The organism is Streptomyces sp. NPDC056128, assembly GCF_042263835.1.
Classification (GTDB): Bacteria; Actinomycetota; Actinomycetes; order Streptomycetales; family Streptomycetaceae; genus Streptomyces.
Genome location: NZ_JBHJVQ010000003.1, coordinates 113906 through 135589, shown reverse-complemented (window position 1 = coordinate 135589; position 21684 = coordinate 113906). Strand labels below are relative to the sequence as shown.

16 protein-coding genes and 1 pseudogene are annotated in these 21684 nt (G+C 69.4%); 3 read left to right on the top strand and 14 right to left on the bottom strand.

Features of this window, described 5'->3' with window-relative positions:
- Positions 1-106: 106 nt before the first annotated feature.
- From ACFC1X_RS08680 to ACFC1X_RS08640, 9 genes and pseudogenes are all read right to left on the bottom strand, one after another.
- Positions 107-1402: a putative T7SS-secreted protein gene (locus tag ACFC1X_RS08680; protein ID WP_376350042.1), complete on the bottom strand. Its 1296-nt coding sequence runs from the start codon at positions 1400-1402 to the stop codon at positions 107-109.
- A 3-nt stretch (positions 1403-1405) separates the two neighbouring features.
- Positions 1406-1720: a hypothetical protein gene (locus ACFC1X_RS08675; protein WP_376350039.1), complete on the bottom strand. Its 315-nt coding sequence runs from the start codon at positions 1718-1720 to the stop codon at positions 1406-1408.
- A gap of 119 nt (positions 1721-1839) precedes the next feature.
- A complete protein-coding gene (locus ACFC1X_RS08670; protein ID WP_261699441.1) occupies positions 1840-2139 on the bottom strand; it encodes a WXG100 family type VII secretion target in 300 nt (99 codons plus the stop codon).
- A 157-nt stretch (positions 2140-2296) separates the two neighbouring features.
- Positions 2297-2964: pseudogene (locus ACFC1X_RS08665) on the bottom strand (transposase family protein); the annotation flags it as partial.
- Between the two features lie 352 nt (positions 2965-3316).
- The gene (locus tag ACFC1X_RS08660) at positions 3317-3922 is read right to left on the bottom strand and encodes a hypothetical protein (protein ID WP_376350036.1); all 606 of its coding nucleotides are present in this window, start codon (positions 3920-3922) and stop codon (positions 3317-3319) included.
- On the bottom strand, positions 3919-4581 hold the full coding sequence (locus tag ACFC1X_RS08655) for a hypothetical protein (protein ID WP_376350033.1): 663 nt from the start codon (positions 4579-4581) through the stop codon (positions 3919-3921). The genes ACFC1X_RS08660 and ACFC1X_RS08655 overlap by 4 nt, the downstream gene beginning before the upstream one ends.
- A 32-nt stretch (positions 4582-4613) precedes the next feature.
- Positions 4614-6005: a hypothetical protein gene (locus ACFC1X_RS08650; protein ID WP_376350030.1), complete on the bottom strand. Its 1392-nt coding sequence runs from the start codon at positions 6003-6005 to the stop codon at positions 4614-4616.
- 3 nt (positions 6006-6008) lie between these two features.
- Positions 6009-6323: a hypothetical protein gene (locus tag ACFC1X_RS08645; RefSeq protein WP_376350027.1), complete on the bottom strand. Its 315-nt coding sequence runs from the start codon at positions 6321-6323 to the stop codon at positions 6009-6011.
- 109 nt (positions 6324-6432) lie between these two features.
- Entirely contained in the window at positions 6433-6732 is a 300-nt protein-coding gene (locus ACFC1X_RS08640) for a WXG100 family type VII secretion target (protein WP_261699441.1), read from the bottom strand.
- Positions 6733-7006: 274 nt separating this feature from the next.
- Between ACFC1X_RS08640 and ACFC1X_RS08635 the strand changes: the two genes are divergently transcribed.
- Complete coding sequence (locus tag ACFC1X_RS08635) at positions 7007-11653, top strand: FtsK/SpoIIIE domain-containing protein (RefSeq protein WP_376350024.1); 4647 nt, start codon at positions 7007-7009, stop codon at positions 11651-11653.
- Between the two features lie 69 nt (positions 11654-11722).
- Here the strand turns inward: ACFC1X_RS08635 and ACFC1X_RS08630 are convergent, their stop codons facing one another.
- The 3 genes from ACFC1X_RS08630 to ACFC1X_RS08620 form a co-directional block, all read right to left on the bottom strand.
- Positions 11723-14026: a PQQ-binding-like beta-propeller repeat protein gene (locus ACFC1X_RS08630; RefSeq protein ID WP_376350021.1), complete on the bottom strand. Its 2304-nt coding sequence runs from the start codon at positions 14024-14026 to the stop codon at positions 11723-11725.
- A gap of 138 nt (positions 14027-14164) precedes the next feature.
- Positions 14165-15856 (bottom strand): protein kinase, encoded by a 1692-nt coding sequence (locus ACFC1X_RS08625; RefSeq protein ID WP_376350018.1) that lies wholly within the window; start codon positions 15854-15856, stop codon positions 14165-14167.
- A gap of 84 nt (positions 15857-15940) precedes the next feature.
- Complete coding sequence (locus tag ACFC1X_RS08620) at positions 15941-16789, bottom strand: menaquinone biosynthetic enzyme MqnA/MqnD family protein (RefSeq protein ID WP_122615625.1); 849 nt, start codon at positions 16787-16789, stop codon at positions 15941-15943.
- Between the two features lie 291 nt (positions 16790-17080).
- Here ACFC1X_RS08620 and ACFC1X_RS08615 point away from each other — a divergent pair, with 291 nt between their 5' ends.
- Together ACFC1X_RS08615 and ACFC1X_RS08610 are read left to right on the top strand one after the other, a co-directional pair.
- Positions 17081-17284 (top strand): cold-shock protein, encoded by a 204-nt coding sequence (locus ACFC1X_RS08615; protein WP_003974443.1) that lies wholly within the window; start codon positions 17081-17083, stop codon positions 17282-17284.
- A gap of 103 nt (positions 17285-17387) precedes the next feature.
- Positions 17388-18029: a class I SAM-dependent methyltransferase gene (locus tag ACFC1X_RS08610; protein ID WP_376350014.1), complete on the top strand. Its 642-nt coding sequence runs from the start codon at positions 17388-17390 to the stop codon at positions 18027-18029.
- Between the two features lie 119 nt (positions 18030-18148).
- Here the strand turns inward: ACFC1X_RS08610 and ACFC1X_RS08605 are convergent, their stop codons facing one another.
- Together ACFC1X_RS08605 and ACFC1X_RS08600 are read right to left on the bottom strand one after the other, a co-directional pair.
- The gene (locus ACFC1X_RS08605; protein ID WP_376350011.1) at positions 18149-20077 is read right to left on the bottom strand and encodes an AMP-dependent synthetase/ligase; all 1929 of its coding nucleotides are present in this window, start codon (positions 20075-20077) and stop codon (positions 18149-18151) included.
- Positions 20078-20286: 209 nt separating this feature from the next.
- A complete protein-coding gene (locus tag ACFC1X_RS08600) occupies positions 20287-21588 on the bottom strand; it encodes an acetyl-CoA C-acetyltransferase (RefSeq protein ID WP_376350009.1) in 1302 nt (433 codons plus the stop codon).
- Between the last annotated feature and the right edge of the window lie 96 nt (positions 21589-21684).

The following is a 21684-nucleotide window of genomic DNA, read 5'->3' as shown; positions in this document are numbered from 1 at the left end:
CTGTGGACTCTTTGCCGGGATTGTCGCCACTATCTCCGCTCCCTCGGATTGCGATTTGAATGCCGTCCCACCCTTTTGCTTTCGGTCGATTCGCACTCTGGAGTGGTCACCAACGGCTCCCGACTTCACGCGTCAGGACATCCTTCGCGTCACCGTACTGCTCCCCGAAGGGTCCCTTTTCTCCGAGTTTGTCGCCTACGTCCACCAGGGTGGCAGCGCCGTAGTTCAGCCTAAACTTCAGTGCAGCCTTGCCCACCGCATCGGCCGCCTTCACCACATCGGTATTCCCACTGAACTCGGCGCGCATGGCCTTGGCGAACTTGGTTGCGCTGACGACCTCCCTATCACCGCCCACCAGGCGTTCGAGCGGGTTGGACCCAGGCCGTGTTTCCCTCGACCCCATCTGGCGCAGCGCATCCTTCGCACGCACAGCTTTCGCACCGCGGGCCGAGTTGGTGCCGTATCGCATGACGTTCCTGTCGAGCAGCTTGCGTAGATTCGCGTACCGCTGGAACCGTCCCGCCCTGCTTGTGTTCTTGAGCGCTGTCGTCGCGGCCTTCACGCCCTTCATCGCCACGCTGCCGAATCCCAGCGTCGCCAGCGCGAAGACGTCCATGGCGACATCTGTCCAGCTCCCGTCACCGGAGAGGGCCAGCATCGTGTGCCCGACGCCGACGATCGCCGTGAGGCTGATGGCGGTCACCATGATGAGGGTCGCCATCCATCCGACGGGCGTGAGGAGGAGGGCGATAGCACCAATGAGGGTCGCTGCGGTACTCAGTTTGTCAACGACGGACTTGATCGTGTCCGCATGCTCGTGTACCCAGTCCTTGAAGTTCTCCCACTTGCTGTCCTTGATGATGTCGGAGATGTCACGGCCGATGTTCTCTGCGTAACGCTGGGCGCGGGAGTCGCGATCGGAGATGACCTCGTTGAGCTGCTTGTGGTACGAGGACAGATGACTGTTGGGGTCGGCCTCTGCCGACGGCTTCTTGTCGCCGTCCTTCTTGGCTTCGGCTTCCTTTTTCTTCACCTCGGCAGCATGTTCCTCGTCGGCCTGCTTCGCGGCGCGGAGGATGCCGTCGGCCCGTTCCTGGAATCCCTCCAGCTCATTGGCCCACTTGCCGAGGTCGCCGACGACACGTTCGTAGCGGCCCGCCGTCTCGCGGAAGCGCTTCTCGAGGTCGCCGGACTTCTCCCGGATCTTCTCGGCGTACTTGCCCTTCAGGGCGTCGCCGTCGGCGGCCTGGCGCAGAATGGCAGCCTGGTCACGTAGGGTTGAGGCGAGGTTCTTCATCCTGGTGACCTCGTCGCGGATGTCCTCCGGATCGCCGGGGACCGGGTCCTTCTCCGCAAGCGGATGCCAGTCGGCCGGCCGACGCCTGCCCTTACCCGTACCCATCGGTCAATTTCCCCCGTTTTTTCCTTGTTTCTTCTCGGTCACGTTCTTGAGATCGAGGTCCAGCTTCTCAAAGCTCTTGAGTGACGTATCTACTTGCTTACCCAAGTCCTCGACATTTGCGAGGAGTTCGCGCCGGTAGTTGTCCCAGTTGTTGACGAATTCGTCCATCTTTCCGGCGATGCCGCCATGACCCCAGATGTCATGGATGTCGGCGCGGTGTTTTTCGATATCTTTAAGGGCTCTCTTGATGTCGTTGAGATTTTTCTTCGAAGACTCAAGAAGTGTGAAGTCGACCAGCAGGCGGTCGTGCTCCCCCATGGGCCCCTCCTCGGGGATTCCTTGATCAGGCCAAGGTCGTGGGCGACATGCCCGGGCGCGGCAGGACACTTTATGCACCCCACCGCGCCCGGGCGGCGCAGTGGCCGCCGCCGGCAGCACTAGCCCTTGGCAGTCTTCGCCAGCTGCTCGTCCAGGTCCTCGTACGCCTTCTTGGCGTTGGTCAGGAACTTGGAGAGTCCCTCCAGGCCCTTGACGGTCTTGGCCGCGCCCTTGGTGAAGTCCTTGATGGACTCGTCGTAGGCACCGGAGGCCTTCTGCGTGGTGAAGCCGTTGGCGACGAGTTCCTCGACACCCTTCTCGATGGCCTTCAACATGTCTTCCATGTCACCCATCGCCTTGATGAGATCGGTGGCCTTCTTCTCCATCTCGGCGTATGTAAGGTCTGCGTCCTTGGCCATGACAGCTCTCCCTCCCGTTGCCGCAGGGCCTTCCCCCGTGGCGTGACTGACGCGGTCCGCCCGGTCGTCTACGGGCCGTCCGCACGAGCAAAGATCCTACGGGTGAGGCTCTGGGGACGACAGGGATACCCTGCAGAGGAAGACGTGAACCGGTGCACATCCCGGTCGGGCTGCTCGGGGACCTGCGGAAGATCCGCCATAGCTTCAGTCGTGCGATGCCGCGCTCGACCGGCGCCCGTGCTGTGGACAGCGCGCGGTTGACGGTTTGCTGGGTCGGCGTGAGGTCTCGGTTCGGTGGGTGCCTCAGGGGTGTCAGCCAGGGGCCGGCTCCCATGTAGGCACGGTCGGCGAGGATCGCGATGCCCTGGCGCTCGCGGATCCGGATGATGCGGTGGGCGCGGGCCCGCGTGAGGTCATGCTGGAGGCCGGGCAGCGTTGGCGAGGTCCACAGCAGTCGCCCGCCCGGGTCGGTCACCGCCGCCCGTTTACCCTGTGTCGGCGGTGCTTGTGGGAGAAGTCGGCCCGACTGTCGCCGCCCGGAGGCACCCCGCCAGGGTGCCGTCGGGCAGGACGTAGTCGGGATCCGCCTCGCGCAGGGCATACAACAGGCCGGGGCGCGGTCGGCGAGCAGGATGACGGCGGCTGTCGTTTAGGCGTGGGCGGTGCCGACGACGATGCCGAACCCGGCCGCGAGCTGGGCGAGGGTGTCGTGCCGGCGCAGTACACCAGGCCAACCAGAGCACGCTGGTGGGGCGGGAGCTTCCAGCGGCGGTCAGCCTCGCGGGTGACGGGGCAAGGTCTTGTGCGGTCGCAGGTCAAGGGCACCGATGCTTCTCGCCTCGGGAAGCCACCCCACGAGGGGGCACATGTAGGAGGTCTTGCCCCTTCTCCCGCATGAAGACCAGGACACCCCAGCGGTCCGCTGGGCGCTTCTACACGATCCCCCACACGTCTTTGGGCGGGTAGAAGTCCGGTCCGTCGGCGTACAGCCGAGCCCGGCGTACGACGTGAGCACTGTGCGGTGGCATACCCCCTGGGCGTGCCACCGGCTCGCGCGGATGGCCCGGCACACCACCCCGTCCAGGCTGCTCAGACATCACTCGCCCGCTCGCCACCGAGATGACCGCCGCTCGAGCCAGTGGTCTCTCTCTCCCCCCCCCGGCTCACTCATCGCGGGTCACCCCCAGTGCAGCGTCCCCGCCACGGTGTCGAACAGCGCCACCATCTGGTCCGCAAGCTGATCGACGGGTGTCGAGAAGTTCAGCAGCAGCCAGCGAGTGGTGGCGGGAATCGGCACGTAGTAGGTCAGGGTCGTGGTCGGCAGGGTGTTGCCCAACTGCCTTGCGGGGTCGGGTGCTTCTCGGCGGCGGTGTCGTACGGTCGTGCCCGCATTCGTCAGTTCCACCACGCTGATCTCTTCGTCGCGGTGCCGGTCCGCCAAGTGCTCGGCCAGCGCCGCGGCGTCGGAGGTCTCGGGCCACTCACCGGGGCCAGGAACACTGATGAGGAGTGAGGATGCCAAGGGCACGGGGCCGACGGCCATCGTGGAGAGGTAGAGCTCCGTGCCGCCGACCTGGTAGGCGTCCTTCGCCTTCCGCTGAAGGTCCTGCATGAACTGCTTCTTGAGATGCGGGGCGTTGTCCTGGCCGCGGAACGTCAACTCGGCGAGTGCCACGATGCCGCGGTCACGATCCTCCGGGTCGAGTGAGAGCTGGAACCAGCCGTCCGGGACGACGACGTTGTAGTCCGCGGGCGGCGAGGTGAACTGGTCGGCCGTCTTCATGCCGTGCCTCCACCGGCGGACGTCGATGCGCCTCCCGTCGAGAGCGGAGTGATCCGCATGGTCCGAACCGCTTCGTCGGCCAGTTCGGTGATCTGTTCTGTGAGGGCGATCTTCTCCCAGGTCACCGTGACGACGATGAGACTCTCCATGCCGGGCGGGAAGACGGCGTATTTGATGAACTCGGTCAGCTTGCGGCCGAAGCCGAGCATCCGCTTGACCTTGAGCATCGCCTGGATGCGCACGGCAGGTCCCGCGGCCAACTCGAGGTGAGTGATCTGGGGTGCACCCGTGACCTCCGCGTTTCCCCACTGCAGAAGCAGCGGGACGACGTCGTCCGCGTCGGGACGGGATACGCCCTCGTCGCCGTACGAGTCGACCATGAGGTTGGCCAGGGCTTCCCCCGCCTCGGAGTAGTACGCCGCCGCGAGTGTGGGCACGTCGTCGTTGAGGTCCACGGCCCGCTCGACCATGTCGTCGAAGACCGCGCTCTTCTCGATCTCAAGGCCGAGCGGATTGAGCCGGTTCACGACCTCCGTGGCCAGTGCCTTGGCCTCGGCCTTGGTCCCGTCGCGCAGCGTGAGATCCACCCAGCCAGGCTGGAACTCGAAGGTGCACTCGAAGGTCTCATCCAGCGGAGCGGGATCGTCCGGTGCGGTCATGATCGGTCCTTTCGTGCGGATACGGACGGGTCTCAGCCGATTCCGACCATTTTCTGGAGGTTTCCGTCCAGACTCAACCCGCCCAGCGTAATACCGGACCCGACGACCGACAGACGGGTGGCCGTCTTGGAGATCTGGTTGACGGCGTTGGCATCGAATTGGCCACCCAAGGCCGCGGTTCCCATTTTGACTGATTTCAGGTCGGAGGCGACACCGGGATCGGCCATGGAGAAGGATTTGGGGATTCCCTTGAGAGCACTTCCGTCACCACGCAGGCTCAACTCGTTCTTGGCCGCGCTCCAGTTTCCGCCGCCCGGCTTCAGCGTCTTCAGGTTCTTCGCCCATGCGGCCTTGGAGAAGGGCTCCGTGAAGGGTTCCTTGAGCGACTTAAGAACGTCACCCTTTCCAAGCTTGACGTCCTTGTAAGCCGACCGGCGAAGGTTCTTGTTGGCCCGGCTCATCTGACGCGCGGTGCGCGCTGATCCGGCCTTGCCGAGCCGCCCCAGCGTCCCCTTCGCGAACTTTCCTGCGATCTTGGAGAAACCCTTGCCCACGCCCATCATGAGGAAGCCGAGGGCCGCCATCCCCACGTCCATCCAGTCGGCGTTGCCCTGAGCGACCTGAACAAGTGTGGCGATGAAGTTGATGAGTGTGGCGATCATGGCTATCGCGCCCAGTACTCCGGCCAGAGCCTGCCCGATCACCGGGATCCAGCCAACGAGCAACGATAGAATCCCACATACTGTGGCGACCCAGGATGTGATCGTCGCGATGTCGTCGACCAGGGTCTCCCAGAACCCGTCCTTGAGGGAGTCATGGTTGATGACCGCGTCCAAGGACTCCCGGGCACGCTTGGCGGCGTCGTCCCGGATCCGCTTCGCGTCGTTGATCTTCTCGCGTGCCGTGTCGATCTCGTCACCGGCCGCATTCCTCTTCGCCTCAAGTTCCTTGCGGTCCTTGTCGACGTCGCCTTTGCTCCCGCCCTTGTCCGAAAGGTTGTCGAGGCTCTTCTGGGACGCGCTCTTCCGCTCCTCGGCGTCCTTCGCTTCCTTGAGCGCGGCGTCGGCGACCTCCTGGGCTCGGTTGAGGTCGGAGGCGTAGTTCCGCGGACTGGCCGTCACCTTGTCCTGGTGTCCGCCGCCCACTTCCTCGACCCGCGTGCCGATCACCGTGGCAGCGGTGTCATATCTCTTGAATGCCGCCTCGAGTTTTTTGACGTTTCCCGAGGCCTTCTCGCGGAATTCCTTGCCGGCCTTGCTGTCCCAGGCGTCCACCTCTGCAACGGCCTTCAGGTTGCGGATCTGCTGGTCGAGCTCATCCGCCGTCTTGCGTAGTTGCTTGCCCAGGGACGCCATGCGGTCCGCGTCTCCGGGAATGGGGTCGCTGTCCGCAACCGGATGCCAGTCGCGCGGCCTTCCCGCCATCAGTCAGCTCGCCTTCTTCGGGTCCTGGGCATCGCGAAGCGCCTGAGCCAGTTGGTGATCGATGTCTTCGTACGCCTTGCCGGCGGCCTTGGCTATCTGGGCCAACGCGTCGACCTCCTCGGTCAGCCTCTTGCGGCTGAGCTCCCAGTTGCCGGCGAAGTCCTCGAACATGTCGGCCAGGTCGCCGTTCCCGAAGTCGTCCTCGTACTTGCCGCTCAGGTCCTCCAGGCCGTCGAACGCCTTCTTGATATTGCCGAGTCCTTTGCCCATCCCCTTGATCACTTCAAGATCGAGCCGCTGATCGCTCCCGCCGGCCATGGCGCCCCCTCATGTCGATCTGCCAGCCTGCTGGCGTCCGTCACAAACAGCCCGGTGTGACAGGGCGTTAGCGTCCTGTCACACCGGGCTGTGTCGCGTGTGCCGCGGCTCAGCCCTTCGCGGTCTTCGCCAGCTGCTCGTCCAGGTCCTCGTACGCCTTCTTGGCGTTGGTCAGGAACTTGGAGAGTCCCTCCAGGCCCTTGACGGTCTTGGCCGCGCCCTTGGTGAAGTCCTTGATGGACTCGTCGTAGGCACCGGAGGCCTTCTGCGTGGTGAAGCCGTTGGCGACGAGTTCCTCGACACCCTTCTCGATGGCCTTCAACATGTCTTCCATGTCGCCCATCGCCTTGATGAGATCGGTGGCCTTCTTCTCCATCTCGGCGTATGTAAGGTCTGCGTCCTTGGCCATGACAGCTCTCCCTCCCGTTGCCGCAGGGCCTTCCCCCGTGGCGTGACTGACGCGGTCCGCCCGGTCGTCTACGGGCCGTCCGCACGAGCAAAGATCCTACGGGTGAGGCTCTGGGGACGACAGGGATACCCTGCGGCGGAAACGTGAACCCGTGCACATCCGGGCCTGTGAAGCCCTGTGCCTCCCGTTGCACGGGGGCAAGGTGCGGCGGCTATGGTCACTCCACTGTGTTAAGCGTTCCGGGGGAAGCCTCAGCCCAGCAAGGAGGACGAACGTGCGCCTGAGTCTGACCGTCGTCGATCCGATCGGCGGAGCCAGCGCCGATGTGGTGCTCGACGCCGATCCGGAGTCGTCGGTCGGCGACATCACTCGGGAACTGGCACGCCATGTCGGTGTTGCCGGTGGTGCGGAGATCATCCCCATCGGCGGGCGTCCCGGCCCCGGCGGCACACCGCAGGCCTTCGTCGACGGCTACCCCCTCGATCCCGACGCCAACATCGTCGGCTCACCGCTGCGCGAGGGCGCTGTCGTCAGCCTGCACGATCCGGCCGGCTGCGTTCCCGGTGAGCCGACCGGTGTCGTGGAGTTCCGCGTGGCCGGCGGTCCCGCCGCCGGTGTCGTGCACCGGCTGGGCGTGGGCCGGTACGACATCGGCAGCGGCCCCGCCGCACACATCCGCATCGACGATCCCGAACTCGTCTCGCGCGCCGCCACTTTGTCCATCTCCATGGACGGCACCTGCGACGTCGCCCTTCACGGCATCGAGAAGAAGAACACCGGGGACAACGAAGAGGAAAAGAAGAAGAGGAAGAAGCGGAAGGGGGAGGAGGAGGACAGGGAGAAGGAGGAGAAGGGGCGCGACAGTAATCACCCCCGCCTCGACGGCGACGACTTCGACGGCGGCTCCTGGCCCCTCGGCTCCCAACTCGCCCTCGGCAACACGCTTCTGGAGATCGACGGCTACTCCCTCCCCAACGCTGCCCTGAAATGGTCGGAAGACGGAGCCGGGCTCGACTACAACCGGCCACCGCGACTGCGCCCGGCAGAGCGCGAGACCCACTTCCGGCTGCCTACTCCGCCCAGGGACTACGAAGCCCGCCCGCTGCCCTGGCTGATGGCGCTGTTCCCGCTGGTCGGCGCGGTCGTGTCCGTCATGATCTTCGGGCGCTGGTACTACATGATCATGGCGCTGTTGAGCCCGGTCATGCTCTTCGGCAACTACTTCATGGACAAGAAGCACGGGCGCAAGTCCCATGCGCAGCAGGTCAAGGAGTACAAGGAGACCAAGGAACGGATCGAGAAGGACGCCCAGGACGCGTTGCGGCTGGAGCGGCTCGAGCGACGCGGCGCCATCCCCGATCCCGCCGCTGTGCTCGCTTTCGGCACCGGCCCTCGTACCCGGTTGTGGGAGCGGCGGCGCACGGACGCCGACCATCTACTCCTTCGGGTCGGCACCGGCCGCGTGCCGTCCGAAGTCGTACTGGACGATCCGGAGCAGGACGACCACAAGCGTCAGGTCACCTGGGATATCGAGGACTCGCCCGTCGCGCTGCCTCTGGCGGAACTGGGCGTCATCGGAGTCGCGGGGCCCGGCGACTCGGCACAGGCACTCGCGCGATGGGCCGTGGCGCAGACCGCTGTGCTGCACAGCCCGATGGATGTTCAGTTCTACGTGCTCACCGAGAACCACGCACAGCCGCGCTGGGACTGGGTCCGCTGGCTCCCGCACGCCCGCCCTGCGAACGGCCAGGACGTCAACGTGATGGTGGGGACGGACTCCGAGACCGTGAGTGCCCGGGTCGGTGAGCTGACGCAGTTGCTCGACGCCAGGCAGAAGGCCCTGAAGGAGAACAACCGCAGTGGCGCCGGACCCGCCTTCACCGACCCGGACATCGTCGTCGTATGGGACGGGTCGCGTCGGCTGAGGTCGCTGCCGGGCGTCGTACGACTGCTGCGGGAAGGGCCGGCGGTCGCCATGTACGCGATCTGCCTGGACGAGGAGGAGCGCTTCCTGCCCGGCGAGTGCCAGGCTTTCGTCGTCGCCGAGCCGCTGCGCCACAGCGAGACCGTCGCCGCTCAGCCCGGCAACGCCCCTCAGGCCCCCGCCGGCGGCTTCCCTTCCTTCCATGCCTGGCACCAAGGCGCCCAAGACACCCAGCAGGCCGCCGAGCGGGCACCCGAACTGCGACTGCGCGTCGAGCAGACCGGTGCCCGGCGCAGGTCCGGTGTACGGCCCGACCTCGTCTCCCCCGCCTGGTGCGCCCGGCTGTCCCGGGCGCTGTCGCCCCTGCGCGACATCAGCGGCGAGACCGAGGACTCCGCGCTCCCGTCCTCGAGCCGGCTCCTCGACGTGCTCCAGCTGGAGCCCCCGACGCACGACGACGTCGCCGCGCGCTGGCGCATGGGCGGTCAGTCCACCATGGCGGTCATCGGTGAGTCGTACGACGGCCCCTTCGGCATCGACCTCCGGCGCGACGGCCCGCACGGACTCATCGCCGGTACGACCGGTTCAGGTAAGTCGGAGCTGCTCCAGACCATCGTGGCCGCGCTCGCCGTCGCCAACACCCCCGAGAACATGACGTTCGTCCTGGTCGACTACAAGGGCGGGTCCGCCTTCAAGGACTGCGTCAAACTCCCGCACACCGTCGGCATGGTCACCGACCTCGACGCACACCTCGTCGAACGCGCCCTGGAATCGCTGGGCGCGGAGCTGAAGCGGCGCGAGCACATCCTCGCCGCCGCCGATGCCAAGGACATCGAGGACTACCAGGACCTGGTGCGCCGTGACCCGTCCCACGCACCCATACCCCGACTGCTCATCGTCATCGACGAGTTCGCGTCCATGGTGCGCGACCTGCCCGACTTCGTGACGGGTCTCGTCAACATCGCCCAGCGAGGCCGCTCCCTCGGCATTCACCTCCTGCTGGCCACGCAGCGACCGAGTGGTGTCGTATCGCCCGAGATCCGCGCCAACACCAACCTGCGGATCGCCCTGCGGGTGACCGACGCCGGTGAGTCGACCGATGTCATCGACGCTCCCGATGCCGGTCACATCGCCAAGAGCACGCCGGGCCGCGCGTACGTCCGTCTCGGCCACGCCTCCCTCGTCCCCTTCCAGTCCGGCCGCGTCGGTGGCCGCCGCCCCGGTGCCGCCGATCCGGCGGCACTCGCCCCGTGGGCCGGGCAGCTCTCCTGGCAGGATTTGGGACGGGCCGGGCTCGCCAAGCCCAAGTCCGAGGCGCGGGAGGACGACGAGATCACCGATCTCAAGGTCCTGGTGGACGCCATCCGGGAGGCCAATGAGGCCATCGGCATTCCGGCCCAGCACTCTCCGTGGCTGCCCGCCCTGAACGAGTCGCTGCTGTTGGACGACATTCCCGAGGTACACAGCCAGGGGGCGCTGCCGGCGGCTCCCTACGGCATCGCGGACCTGCCGGCCGAACAGGCCCGCCGCCCGGTGGTCGTCGACTTCGCCACCTTTGGGCACCTGCTCATCGCCGGTGGCCCGCGCAGCGGCCGCTCGCAGGTGCTGCGTACCGTCGCGGGCTCCCTGGCCCGCACCCTGTCGAGCGCCGACGTCCACGTGTACGGCATCGACTGCGGCAACGGCGCCCTGAACGCACTGACTCGGCTGCCGCACTGCGGCGCGGTCGTCAGCCGCAATCAGCAGGAGCGGGTCATCCGGCTCTTCAACCGGCTCACCGGCGAACTCACCCGGCGGCAGGATCTGCTGGCGGAGAAGGGCTATGCCGACATCGGGGAGCAGCGAGCCACCGCGGCCGAGGACGAGCGACTGCCTCATCTCGTGGTCTTCCTGGACCGCTGGGAGGGCTGGCTGCCCACGCTCGGCGAGTACAACCACGGCGACCTCACCGACCAGGTGATGGCGATGATGCGCGAGGGCGCGAGCGTCGGCCTGCACCTGGTGATCACCGGTGACCGTCAACTGCTGACGGGGCGGATCTCCTCCCTCACCGAAGACAAGTACGGTCTGCGGCTCGCGGACCGCGGCGACTTCTCGTTGCTGGACATCAACGCGCGCAAGATCCCCGACGAGATCCCGCCCGGCCGCGGCTTCGCGAGCGGTACGGCGATCGAGACCCAGTTCGCCCTGCTCGCCGAGGACACCACCGGCCAGGGTCAGGCTGCCGCTCTCATGGCGATCGGCGAGGCGGCGACCGCCCGGGACACCGGGCTGCCGCGCTCCCGCCGCCCGTTCCGCGTCGACGTCCTGCCCAGCCGGATCTCGTTCGCCGATGCCTGGGCCATGCGCGACCCGGTGGCGAGCGCCTCTCCGCTGTGGGCGCTGGTGGGTGTCGGCGGCGACGAACTGACCGCCTTCGGCCCCGACCTCGCCCAGGGTGTCCCGGCATTCGTGATCGGCGGGCCCGCGAAGTCCGGGCGCAGCACGGTGCTGCTGAACGTCGCGCGCTCCTGCCTCGCCCAGGGCGTACGGGTGATTCTGGCGGCACCTCGCCCGTCCCCGCTGCGTGAACTGGAGGGGACGGAAGGCGTCCTGAAGGTCATCACCGGCCGGGACATCGAAGAGGACGAGATGGAGGAGCTCATCGAGTCGGCCAGTCCCGAGCAGCCGATCGTCGTCCTGGTCGACGACGCTGAGGTGCACGACGACTGCGACGCCGAGGACATCTTCAAGCGCATCGTCGAACGCGGTGTGGAGGAGGGCCTGGCCGTCGTCATCGCCGGTGACGAGGAGGAGATCTGCGACGGCTTCTCCGGTTGGCAGGTCGACATGAAGAAGGCCCGCCGCGGCATCCTGCTGTCTCCGCAGGACAGCTCCGCGGGAGAGTTGATCGGCATCCGCACGAACCGGAGCATGGTCGGCGGCCAGATCACCCCGGGCAAGGGCATGCTGCACCTCGGCAGCGGCGAGCATCTGACGGTCACCACGCCGATGTGATGGGCACCGGCCGCCCAGAACGGACGACGGGCCGCAGGACCGAGAGGTTCCTGCGACTCGTCGTGCTCGCTAGACGGCCGGCAAGGCGTAGATCTCAGGGCCGTGCGTCGCCAGCAGCCGGTTTCCGGAGAGGGCGACCTGCCACGGCTCGCCCACACCCTTGCTGTCGCTGTAGGCCCAGCGGAACTTGCCCGTCCCGGCCTCCAGGGCGACGATGCCGCCGTCCAGAGAGCCGGTGGCGCCGTACAGTGTCGCCCCTGCCCGCAGGAATGTCTCCGGGCCCTCGACGTCCAGCTCGTCGCAGAGCCAGGTCCGCTTGCCGGTCTTGACGTCCACGGCCCATACGCCGTCGTCGTGGTCGCTGGTGTAGAGGACGCCGTCGATGACCGTCGGGTTGTTGAAGCCGCGGCGGCCGGCCGGGGACAGCGTCCAGACGGTGCTGCCCTTGTCCGCGTCGACGGCCGTCAGTTCGTCGCCCGGCAGGAAGACGAGGCCGTTCGCGACCGTGGGTCGCCAGGTCCACTCCTCACCGATCTTCTTGGTCCACAGCTGACCGCCGGTGGCGGTGTCCCTCACGGTGAGGTTGAGGTTCGAGTCGGCGTAGACCAGGTACTTGCCCGACACGCTGCCTTGGACGTCGTAGTCCTTGGTGCCCCAGTCCCGGTGCTGGATCCACGCCTGCTTTCCCGTGGCGTGGCTGATGGCCGCGACGGCCGTGCGGTACTTGGTGGCACTCTGCGACTGGCCGTAGTCGGTCGCCGTGACGTAGACGTTCTTGTCGTCGATCGCGATCGTGTCCTCGACCGACAGCTTCTTGCCGAGTCGGCTGCGCCAGACCTCCTGGCCCTTCATGACGTCGTAGGCGACCAGGACACCGTCGTAGTCCCCGTCGGCGAGGAACACCTTGCCGTCGTGGAAGAGGAGCTGGGCTCCGGGCCGGCAGATGCCCGGCTTGGTCCAGCGGGCCTTCCCTGTCTTGACGTCGTAGGCCACGAGCGGATCCCCGCTGACCAGGAGCAGTCCGTCGTGCGTGAGGAGGGGTACGCCCGTCGTGGTGCTGTCCTCCGCGGCCGACTTGTGCCACAGCGGCTGAGGGGCGACACCCGCCGGTGGCGTAGTGAAGGTCTCGTCCACCGGCTGGGCCGAACCGCCCTTGCCCGGAGTACCCGTCGCGCCATCGGATCCGTCGTCACCCGACGCCAGCATCCAGGCAGCGCCGCCCCCGGCCGCCGCGACGACCGCGACACCGCCGAGCGCCATACCCAGCACCCGGCGACGGGACCGGGCGGGAGCGGGTGTCCCGTCCGCTCCGAGTGAGACCGTGCCGGGCAGGGGGGTTCCGTACGCGGGCGCCGGTGTACCGCCGGGCGGCGTGCCGTACCCGGCCGGTCCGGTCGAAGACGTCCCGTCCAGCATCGTCGGCGCCGGGCCGAAGGTGGCCGCGGCCTGGGCCTGCGGGGCGGTCCGGGGTGCCTCGGGCGCCTCCAGGTCCAGGATGCCCGCGGCGTGGGTCGCGATGGTCGAGGCGACGGCCGACGGCAGCCAGTCGTGCAGAGCGGCGTCGATGCCCTGCCCGGCCAGGGCGGTGACGATCTCCCCCGGCGCCGGGCGCTGTGCCGGGTCCTTCATGAGGCAGGCGCGGATGAGCCCGAGCAGGGACGCGGGTACGTCCGTCAGGTCGGCCTCACCGTGCACGACCTGGTAGAGCAGCGAAGCGTGCGAGGCCGTGCCGTCCCCGAAGGCGCCCCGCCCGGTGGCCGCGAACGCGAGCACGGAACCGAGTGAGAAGACGTCGCCCGCCGTGCCGACGTCCTTGCCCATCGCCTGCTCCGGCGACATGTAACCGGGCGAGCCGACCACCACTCCGGTCTGCGTCATCCGGCTGCCGTCCACCGCCCGCGCGATGCCGAAGTCGATGAGGCGGGGGCCGTCGGCGGCCAGCAGGACATTGGAGGGCTTGAGGTCGCGGTGGATCAGTCCCGCCGCGTGGATGTCCTGCAGTGCCGCGGCCAGCCCGGCCGCCAGCGCGCGGACGGTGTGCTCGGGCAGCGCCCCGTGGGCGGCGACCACGTCCGTCAGATCGGGGCCGAGGACGTACGACGTGGCGAGCCACGGCAGCGGGGCGTCCGGGTCGGAGTCCACGACGGGGGCGGTGAACCGGCCGGAGACCGCCTTCGCGATCTCCACCTCGTGCCGGAAACGTGCGCGGAAGTCGGTGTCCGCCGCGAGGTCGGGGCGGACGACCTTCACTGCGACGGTACGGCCGCCGGGCGATCGGGCGAGGTAGACGCGGCCCATGCCACCGGCGCCGAGTCTTCCCAGGATGCGGTAACTTCCCAGCTCCCGCGGGTCGTCCGATTGCAGTGTCTCCATGGCGGGCCTTCCCCGTCGTGACGCGTTGACGAACACATGGCTCGTGCGGTGGTGTTCGCTGTCGCAGACACATTAGTGACAGGTGTGACCGAGGGAGTTGCAGGGGCATGACCACCGAGACCGGGGGATGCCCGTCGCCTACTCGACCTTCGACAACCGTGCCTTAGGCCGCCCCGAGTCCTCGCTGTCCGACTCGTACTGGAGGTCGTCGCCGACCGGGGTGAGGCGGACCGTGTGGCGGGCCTGGTTGCAGACGTCGCGGTTGCCCTTGGCGCCCACGGCGCTCGCGACGACCTGCTTCTCGGTCACCTTCTTCAGGGTCAGTACGTCGTCGCAGGTGCCGCCGAAGATGTCGGTGTGGCGCAGGGTGCCCAGCTGGGCGCCGACCGCGGCCTCGCGGACGGTCAGGCGGAAGGTGCCGAGGGGCAGGTTGCCCTCGACCGCGACGGCCTGGCCCTCCCAGGTGCCCAAGTAGCGGCCGGGGACGGGCTGGGCTTCCCCGTCGGAACCTGGCTCCGAGGGCGCGGTCGCCGACGGGTTCCGGCCGCCGTCGTCGGCGTTGTTGTCGCTGCCGCCGCCCGGCAGCAGCTCGAGGACGAAGACCGACCCGACCGTCACCGCGGCCATCGCCCCGGCCACCGCGAGGGCCACCGTGCAGCTGACTCGGCGGCCGCGCCGCCCCTCGCCCTCGCGGGTGGAGGTCGCCGCGACGGAGACGGACAGCTTGCCGGGAGCGGGAGACGGAGGGCGGTCGCCGTCACGCGGACCCGGCACGTGCGCTGCCGGGACCGACGGCGCCACCGTCGGCGTGGGCATCACCGGCGCCGGCCCGAAGACGCCGGGATCCGGCGCACCGCCGTTCGGGTCCGGCGCTCCGACCGACGGGCTGCTGAAGCCCACGGGCCCCGACACCGGCCCCGCCGACGACGCGTCCGCCGCCTCCAGGTTCAGCAGCTGTACGGCGCTCCGGCTGACCCGCTCCACCAGCGTCCCCGGCAGCCAGCCGCCGGTCACCAGGCGGGCCGCGCCCTCGGGGGCCAGGCGCCGGGCGACCTCGCCGGGGGCCGGTCGGGCGGCCGGGTCCTTGGCGAGGCAGGCCGCGACCAGGTCACGCAGGTCCCCGTCCAGGGCGTCGAGCCGCGGCTCCTCGTGGACGACCTTGTAGAGCAGCGCGGCCGAGGAGTCCCCCGGGAAGGGCGGCGTGCCCGTCGCCGCGAACGCGAGGACGGCACCCAGCGAGAACACGTCCGCCGCGCCCGTCACGCCCTTGCCGAGGATCTGCTCGGGCGACATGTAGCCGGGCGAGCCGACCGAGACGCCGGTGGAGGTCAGGGACGCCGTGCCGTCCGTCGCGCGGGCGATGCCGAAGTCGATCAGGAGGGGGCCGTCGAGGGTGAGCAGGACGTTGGAGGGCTTCACGTCCCGGTGGACGAGGCCCAGCTCGTGCACCGCGGCCAGCGCCTCGCCCAGGCCCGCGCCGAGCGCCCGTACCGAGTGGACGGGCAGCGGGCCGCCGTCCGCGACGGCCGCCGTGAGGGACGGACCGGCCGCGTAGGCCGTGGCGACCCACGGCACCCGGGCCTCGGGGTCCGCGTCCAGTACGGGCGCGGTCCAGGCGCCGCCGACCCTGCGCGCGGCGTCCACCTCGCGCCGGAACCGGGCCCGGAACTCCTCGTCCAGCGCGAAGTGCGGGTGCACGATCTTCACGGCGACCGTGCGGCCACCGGCGCTGCGGCCCAGGTAGACCCGGCCCATGCCGCCGGATCCCAGCCGGCCGAGCAGCCGGTAGGGCCCCACGACGGTGGGCTCGTCGACTTCGAGCGGCCGCATGGCGTCCACCCCTCCCCCGTCAGCAGGTACGCCAGTCCCTGGGAGCAGGGTAGTGGGCGGCCCCGTTCGGGGGTCCGGTGCGGATCAGGGGCGCAGCAGCTCCACGTTCACGTCCGCCGGGAAGCCCGTGGTGGGGCCGACCCGGCGGGCGAACTCGGTGACCGCCTCCAGCTGCGGGGCGCCGAAGCGGAAGTCGAGGGTGGTGAAGTACTTCGCGAGGGTCTCCTCGTCGAACGCCTCCCAGCGGGCCGCCTGCTCGGCGACCTTGTCGACCTCCTCCAGGGAGAGGTTGCGGGAGGCGAGGAACGCCTCGTGCACCTTGCGGGTGAGCACCGGCTCCCGCTCCGCGTAGTCCCGGCGCGCCGCCCAGACCGCGAAGACGAACGGCAGGCCGGTCCACTCCTTCCACAGCGCGCCGAGATCGTGCACGTCGAGGCCGTAGCGCGGGCCGTCGATCATGTTGGCGCGCAGGGCCGCGTCACCGATCAGGACGGCCGCGTCCGCCTCCTGCATCATCAGGCTCAGGTCGGGCGGGCACGTGTAGTAGTCGGGCTGGACGCCGAAGCGCTCGGCCAGCAGCAGCTGGGCGAGGCGTACGGAGGTGCGTGAGGTCGAGCCGAGGGCGACCCGGGCACCGTCCAGGCGGTCCAGCGGGACCTGCGAGACGATCACGCAGGACATCACCGGCCCGTCGCACCCGACGGCGATGTCGGGGAAGGCGACGAGGTCGTCGGCGTTCTTGAGGAATTCGACCAGCGTGACGGGACCGATGTCGAGATCACCGCGCACCAGCTGCTCGCTGAGCTTCTCCGGGGTGTCCTTCGTCAGCTCGAAGTCGAGGAGCGTGCCTGTTCTCGCGAGCCCCCAGTACAGGGGCAGGCAGTTCAGGAACTGGATGTGGCCGACGCGCGGCCGGGTGCGAGAATTGTCCACATCGCGAGGCTAGACCTCCCCTCGGATGCGTCCGCCGCCGACCCCCGGCGTCAGCCGAACGGCTGAGGTGTTCAAACGTCCGGGTGAAGTGATCTTGACCTCTGTTGCGCCGGGGTGCCCGCGTGCTAGGCTCACAGCAAGTTGCAGTTTGGTTTCCCTTGCAGTACAGAGCCTGCGGAGCATGTGACCGCGGGCTCTCGTCGTTCTCAGACGTATGCAGTTGTGCGGAATTCCCGTCTTCACATTTGCTGGTTCTGGAGCAGGGCAACCCTTTGGGCCCAAGGAGGGCTTATGGCTACCGGAACCGTGAAGTGGTTCAACGCCGAAAAGGGCTTTGGTTTCATCGCCCAGGAAGGCGGCGGCCCGGACGTCTTCGTCCACTACTCCGCGATCAACGCTCAGGGATTCCGTTCCCTTGAGGAGAACCAGCAGGTGTCCTTCGACGTCACGCAGGGTCCGAAGGGCCCGCAGGCGGAGAACGTCACTCCTGTCTGATTGACAGCAGTACCCAAGGAGCCCCGCGCCGTTCCGGCGACGGGGCTCCTGCCCTTTCCGGGCGTCCGGGCCGACTGTCGGTGCCTCCCACTAGGGTCCCGCCATGACTGACGCCGCCTTCGTGACCACCACCCGGACGTTCTACGACGCCATCGCCGAGGACTACGCCGACCACCACCGCTCCACCGGAGCCGGCACCCCGCTCGACCGCGCCCTGATGGCCGCCTTCGCCGAACTGGTGGGGCCGGACGGACAGGTGGCCGACCTCGGCTGCGGGCCCGGTCGCGTCACCGCGCACCTCGCCTCGCTGGGCCTGCGGGTCTTCGGCCTTGACCTGTCCGCGTCCATGCTCGCGATCGCGCGCCGCGAGAACCCGGGGCTGCGGTTCGAGCAGGGTTCGATGCTGGAGCTGGACCTGCCCGACGGCGCGCTCGCGGGGGCCGTCTCCTGGTACTCGTCGATCCACACGCCGGCCGAGCGGCTGCCGGACCTCTTCGGGGAGATCCGGCGCGTGCTGGCCCCGGGCGGGCATCTGCTGCTCGGCTTCCAGGTCGGCGACGAGCCGAGCCTGCTCGACCGCCCGTTCGGCCACCCGGTCGCCCTGGAGTTCGAGCGGCGGCGGCCGGAGGCGATGGCCGAGCTGCTGGAGCGGGCCGGGTTCACCGTGCTGTCGCGGACGGTGCGCGTACAGGAGGCGGACACCTCCGCGAAGGTCCCGCAGGCCTGCCTGATCGCCCGCTGCTAGGGCCTGTCCGGCGGATCAGGTCGCAGGAAAGTGGCGGCGCCTGATCAGCGCAGACGGGCGTGCCAGACCCCGCGTCTGCGGCATGATCCGCCGGACAGGCCCTGGGGCGGACGCGCGGCCTACGTGTCGTACAGCCCCTCCACCGCGCCCGCGAAGTCCCGCATGATCACCTCTCGGCGCAGCTTCATCGAGGGGGTCAGGTGGCCCTCCCACTCCGTGAAGTCCCTCGGCAGGACGGCGAAGCGGCGGATGGACTCCGGGCGGGAGACCAGCTTGTTGGCCTCGTCGACCGCGCGCTGGAGGACCGCCAGGACCTCCTCGTCGTCGGTGAGCAGCTCCGGCGGCACCGGGTGCTTGCCGTTCATGCGGCGCCAGTGGGTGACACCGTCGGGGTCGAGGGTGAACAGGGCGGAGACGTAGGGGCGGCGGTCGCCCAGGACGATGCACTGGGAGATGAGGGGGTGGGAGCGCAGCCAGTTCTCCAGCGGGGCGGGGGCCACACTCTTGCCGCCCGCGGTGATCAGCAGTTCCTTCTTGCGGCCGGTGATCGTCAGGTAGCCCTCGTCGTCCAGGCTGCCGATGTCGCCGGTGGCGAACCAGCCGTCGGGGGCGGCCGGGACGACGCCGCCCGCCTGTGGCTCCCAGTAGCCGTGCAGGACCTGCTCGCCGGCGACGAGGATCTCGCCGTCGGCGGCGATGCGGATACGGGTGCCGGGCAGCGGCCAGCCGACCGTGCCGAGGCGCGGCTTGAGCGGGGGCGTGACGGTGGCGGCGGCCGTGGTCTCGGTGAGGCCGTAGCCCTCGAAGATCTCGATGCCGGCGCCGGCGTAGAAGGCGGCGAGCCGGCGGCCGAGCGGGGAGCCGCCGCAGATGGCGTACTTGACCTGGCCGCCCATGGCGTTGCGGATCTTGCGGTAGACGAGGGGGTCGTAGAAGGCGCGGGCGGTCTTCAGGCCGCGGCCGGGGCCGCCGCCCGTGCCGGTCTGGTGGGCCTCCCGGGCCTCGCCGTAGCGCACGGCCACCGAGGCGGCGCGGTCGAAGGCGGAGGCCCGGCCGCCGGACTCGGCCTTGGCGCGGGCGCCGTTGTAGATCTTCTCCAGCATGTACGGGATGGTCAGCAGGCAGGTCGGGCGGAAGGCGGCGAGGTCGGGGAGCAGGTCCTCCGGCTTCAGGCTCGGCGCGTGGCCGAGGCGGACCCGGGCGCGGACGCAGGCCACGGCGACCATGCGACCGAAGACGTGGGACATCGGCAGGAAGAGCAGGATCGAGGGCTCCTCGCCGGTCTCCGCCTTGAAGACGGGGTAGAGCAGCTCGATCGCGTTGTCCACCTCGGCGAAGAAGTTGCCGTGGGTGAGCACACAGCCCTTGGGGCGGCCGGTGGTGCCGGAGGTGTAGATGAGGGTGGCGAGGGTGCTGGGGCCCAGCATGCCGCGCCGTACCTCGACCTCCGCGTCCGGCACCTGCGCGCCCAGCTCCGCCAGCCGCTCGACGTGCCCCTTCTCCATGACCCACAGGTGCTGGAGGTCGGGGATGCGGTCCAGCTCGGGGCCGAGGGCCGCGGCCTGCGCGGTGGTCTCGGTGACGAGGGTGACCGCGCCGGAGTCCTGGAGGATCCAGCGGGTCTGGAAGAGGGAGGAGGTCGGGTAGACGGGGACGGTGACCAGGCCGGCCGCCCACGCGGCGAAGTCCAGCAGGGTCCACTCGTACGTCGTCCGCGCCATGATCGCGATGCGGTCGCCCGGCATCAGGCCCTCCGCGATCATGCCCTTGGCCACGGCGTGCACCTGGTCGGCGAAGTCCGCCGCCGTCACGTCGGACCAGTCGCCGTCCGCGGAGCGGCGGCTGAGGACTACCTGGCCGGGGACGGCCGCCGCGTTGTCGAAGGGCAGGTCGGCGAGGGACCCGCGGCGCACCGGCGGGGCGAACGGCGGTACGTGGGCCTCCCGTACGGCGCCGTCCAGCCGCCGCGTCTCGGGCGCCACCAGGGTGGGGCCGGGCGAGTCGGCGTAGGCGGCGGATGCGGCGAAGGAGGGAAGCGGGGTGGACACGGGCGGCTCCTGGGACGTGCAGCGGCGAGACCGCTCTGCTGTCGGTGCTCTGCTGCATGACGTACGTGCCTCGCGCGCCGAGGCGTTCATCGCCGGTACCGGGCAGCGGGGGGTTACCGGCGGTCAGTCTCGGGATCGTACGGGGCCCGCGTGGGGAGTTGGTGCGTGTTCGGGGATGGTCCGGCGCCGGGGGTGTGCAGTCTCGGGGGTTACCTGCGGGTAGGTACCGTTCGTTCCAGAATGGCCGTCACGCCCTGGCCGCCCGCCGCGCAGACCGAGATCAGGCCGCGCCCCGGGCCCTCCCGTTCGGCGAGCAGGGTGGCCAGGGTCGCGACGACGCGGGCGCCGGTCGCGGCGAAGGGGTGGCCGGTGGCGAGGGAGGAGCCGGCCGCGTTCAGCCGGGCCCGGTCCACCGGGGCCAGCCCGCGCTTCTCCCAGGCCGCCAGCGTGGCCAGCACCTGGGAGGCGAACGCCTCGTGGATCTCGACGAGGTCGAAGTCCTCGATCCCCAGCCCCGCGCGCTCCAGCATGCGCGGGACCGCGTACGCCGGGGCCATCAGCAGCCCGTCCTCGCCGCCGGCCGCGTCGCCGCCGACGAAGTCCACGGCCGCCGTCTCGTACGCCGTCAGATACGCCAGCGGTTCGAGGCCCCGGGCCGCGGCCCACTCCTCGCTCGCCAGCAGCACGGTGGCCGCGCCGTCGGTCAGGGGCGTGGAGTTGCCCGCCGTCATGGTCGGTTCGGCGCCGGAGAGTCCGAACACCGGCTTCAGCGCGGCCAGTTTCTCCACCGTCGAGCCCGGGCGCAGGTTCTGGTCGCGGGCCAGGCCGCGGAAGGGGACCACGAGGTCCCGGAACAGGCCGCGTTCGTAGGCCGCCGCCAGTCGCTGGTGGCTGGTCGCGGCCAGTTCGTCCTGGTCCTCGCGGGCGATGCCCCAGACCCGGGCGGTGACCGCGGCGTGCTCGCCCATCGACAGGCCGGTGCGCGGCTCGGCGTTGCGCGGGATGTCGGGGACCAGGTGGCCGGGGCGGATCCTCGCCAGCGCCTTCGCCCGGCCGCCGAGGGACTTCGCGCGGCGGGCCTCCAACAGGATGCGGCGCAGGCGGTCGTTGACGCCGAGCGGGGCGTCGCTCGCCGTGTCCGCGCCGCCCGCGACCGCCGACTCGGTCTGCCCGAGGGCGATCTTGTTGGCGGCGGCGATCACGGCCTGGAGCCCGGTGCCGCAGGCCTGCTGGATGTCGTACGCCGGGGTGCGCGGGTCGAGCGCCGAGCCGAGGACCGTCTCGCGGGCGAGGTTGAAGTCGCGGCTGTGCTTGAGGACCGCGCCGGCCACGAACTCGCCGACGGCGCCGGGCTCCTGGAGGCCGTAGCGGCCGACCAGGCCGTCGAGGGCCGCGGTGAGCATCTCCTGGTTGGACGCGGTGGCGTAGGGCCCGTCGGAGCGGGCGAAGGGGACGCGGGCGCCGCCGATGACCGCGACGCGGCGCGTGGGCTGCGCTGCCAGAGGGCTCATCTCGACCTGCTCCTCACCCGTGACGTAGGCTTACCTCCGGTAACCTTACTCCAGAGTAAGCACATGTGGGTATGACAGAGGGCTTGGGGAGACAGG

Bases quoted from the DNA above. Each gene is read 5' to 3' on its own strand.
- ACFC1X_RS08680 (WP_376350042.1), bottom strand. From the start codon at position 1,402: ATGGGTACGGGTAAGGGCAGGCGTCGGCCGGCCGACTGGCATCCGCTT.
- ACFC1X_RS08675 (WP_376350039.1), bottom strand. From the start codon at position 1,720: ATGGGGGAGCACGACCGCCTGCTGGTCGACTTCACACTTCTTGAGTCT.
- ACFC1X_RS08670 (WP_261699441.1), bottom strand. From the start codon at position 2,139: ATGGCCAAGGACGCAGACCTTACATACGCCGAGATGGAGAAGAAGGCC.
- ACFC1X_RS08660 (WP_376350036.1), bottom strand. From the start codon at position 3,922: ATGAAGACGGCCGACCAGTTCACCTCGCCGCCCGCGGACTACAACGTC.
- ACFC1X_RS08655 (WP_376350033.1), bottom strand. From the start codon at position 4,581: ATGACCGCACCGGACGATCCCGCTCCGCTGGATGAGACCTTCGAGTGC.
- ACFC1X_RS08650 (WP_376350030.1), bottom strand. From the start codon at position 6,005: ATGGCGGGAAGGCCGCGCGACTGGCATCCGGTTGCGGACAGCGACCCC.
- ACFC1X_RS08645 (WP_376350027.1), bottom strand. From the start codon at position 6,323: ATGGCCGGCGGGAGCGATCAGCGGCTCGATCTTGAAGTGATCAAGGGG.
- ACFC1X_RS08640 (WP_261699441.1), bottom strand. From the start codon at position 6,732: ATGGCCAAGGACGCAGACCTTACATACGCCGAGATGGAGAAGAAGGCC.
- ACFC1X_RS08630 (WP_376350021.1), bottom strand. From the start codon at position 14,026: ATGGAGACACTGCAATCGGACGACCCGCGGGAGCTGGGAAGTTACCGC.
- ACFC1X_RS08625 (WP_376350018.1), bottom strand. From the start codon at position 15,856: ATGCGGCCGCTCGAAGTCGACGAGCCCACCGTCGTGGGGCCCTACCGG.
- ACFC1X_RS08615 (WP_003974443.1), top strand. From the start codon at position 17,081: ATGGCTACCGGAACCGTGAAGTGGTTCAACGCCGAAAAGGGCTTTGGT.
- ACFC1X_RS08610 (WP_376350014.1), top strand. From the start codon at position 17,388: ATGACTGACGCCGCCTTCGTGACCACCACCCGGACGTTCTACGACGCC.
- ACFC1X_RS08600 (WP_376350009.1), bottom strand. From the start codon at position 21,588: ATGAGCCCTCTGGCAGCGCAGCCCACGCGCCGCGTCGCGGTCATCGGC.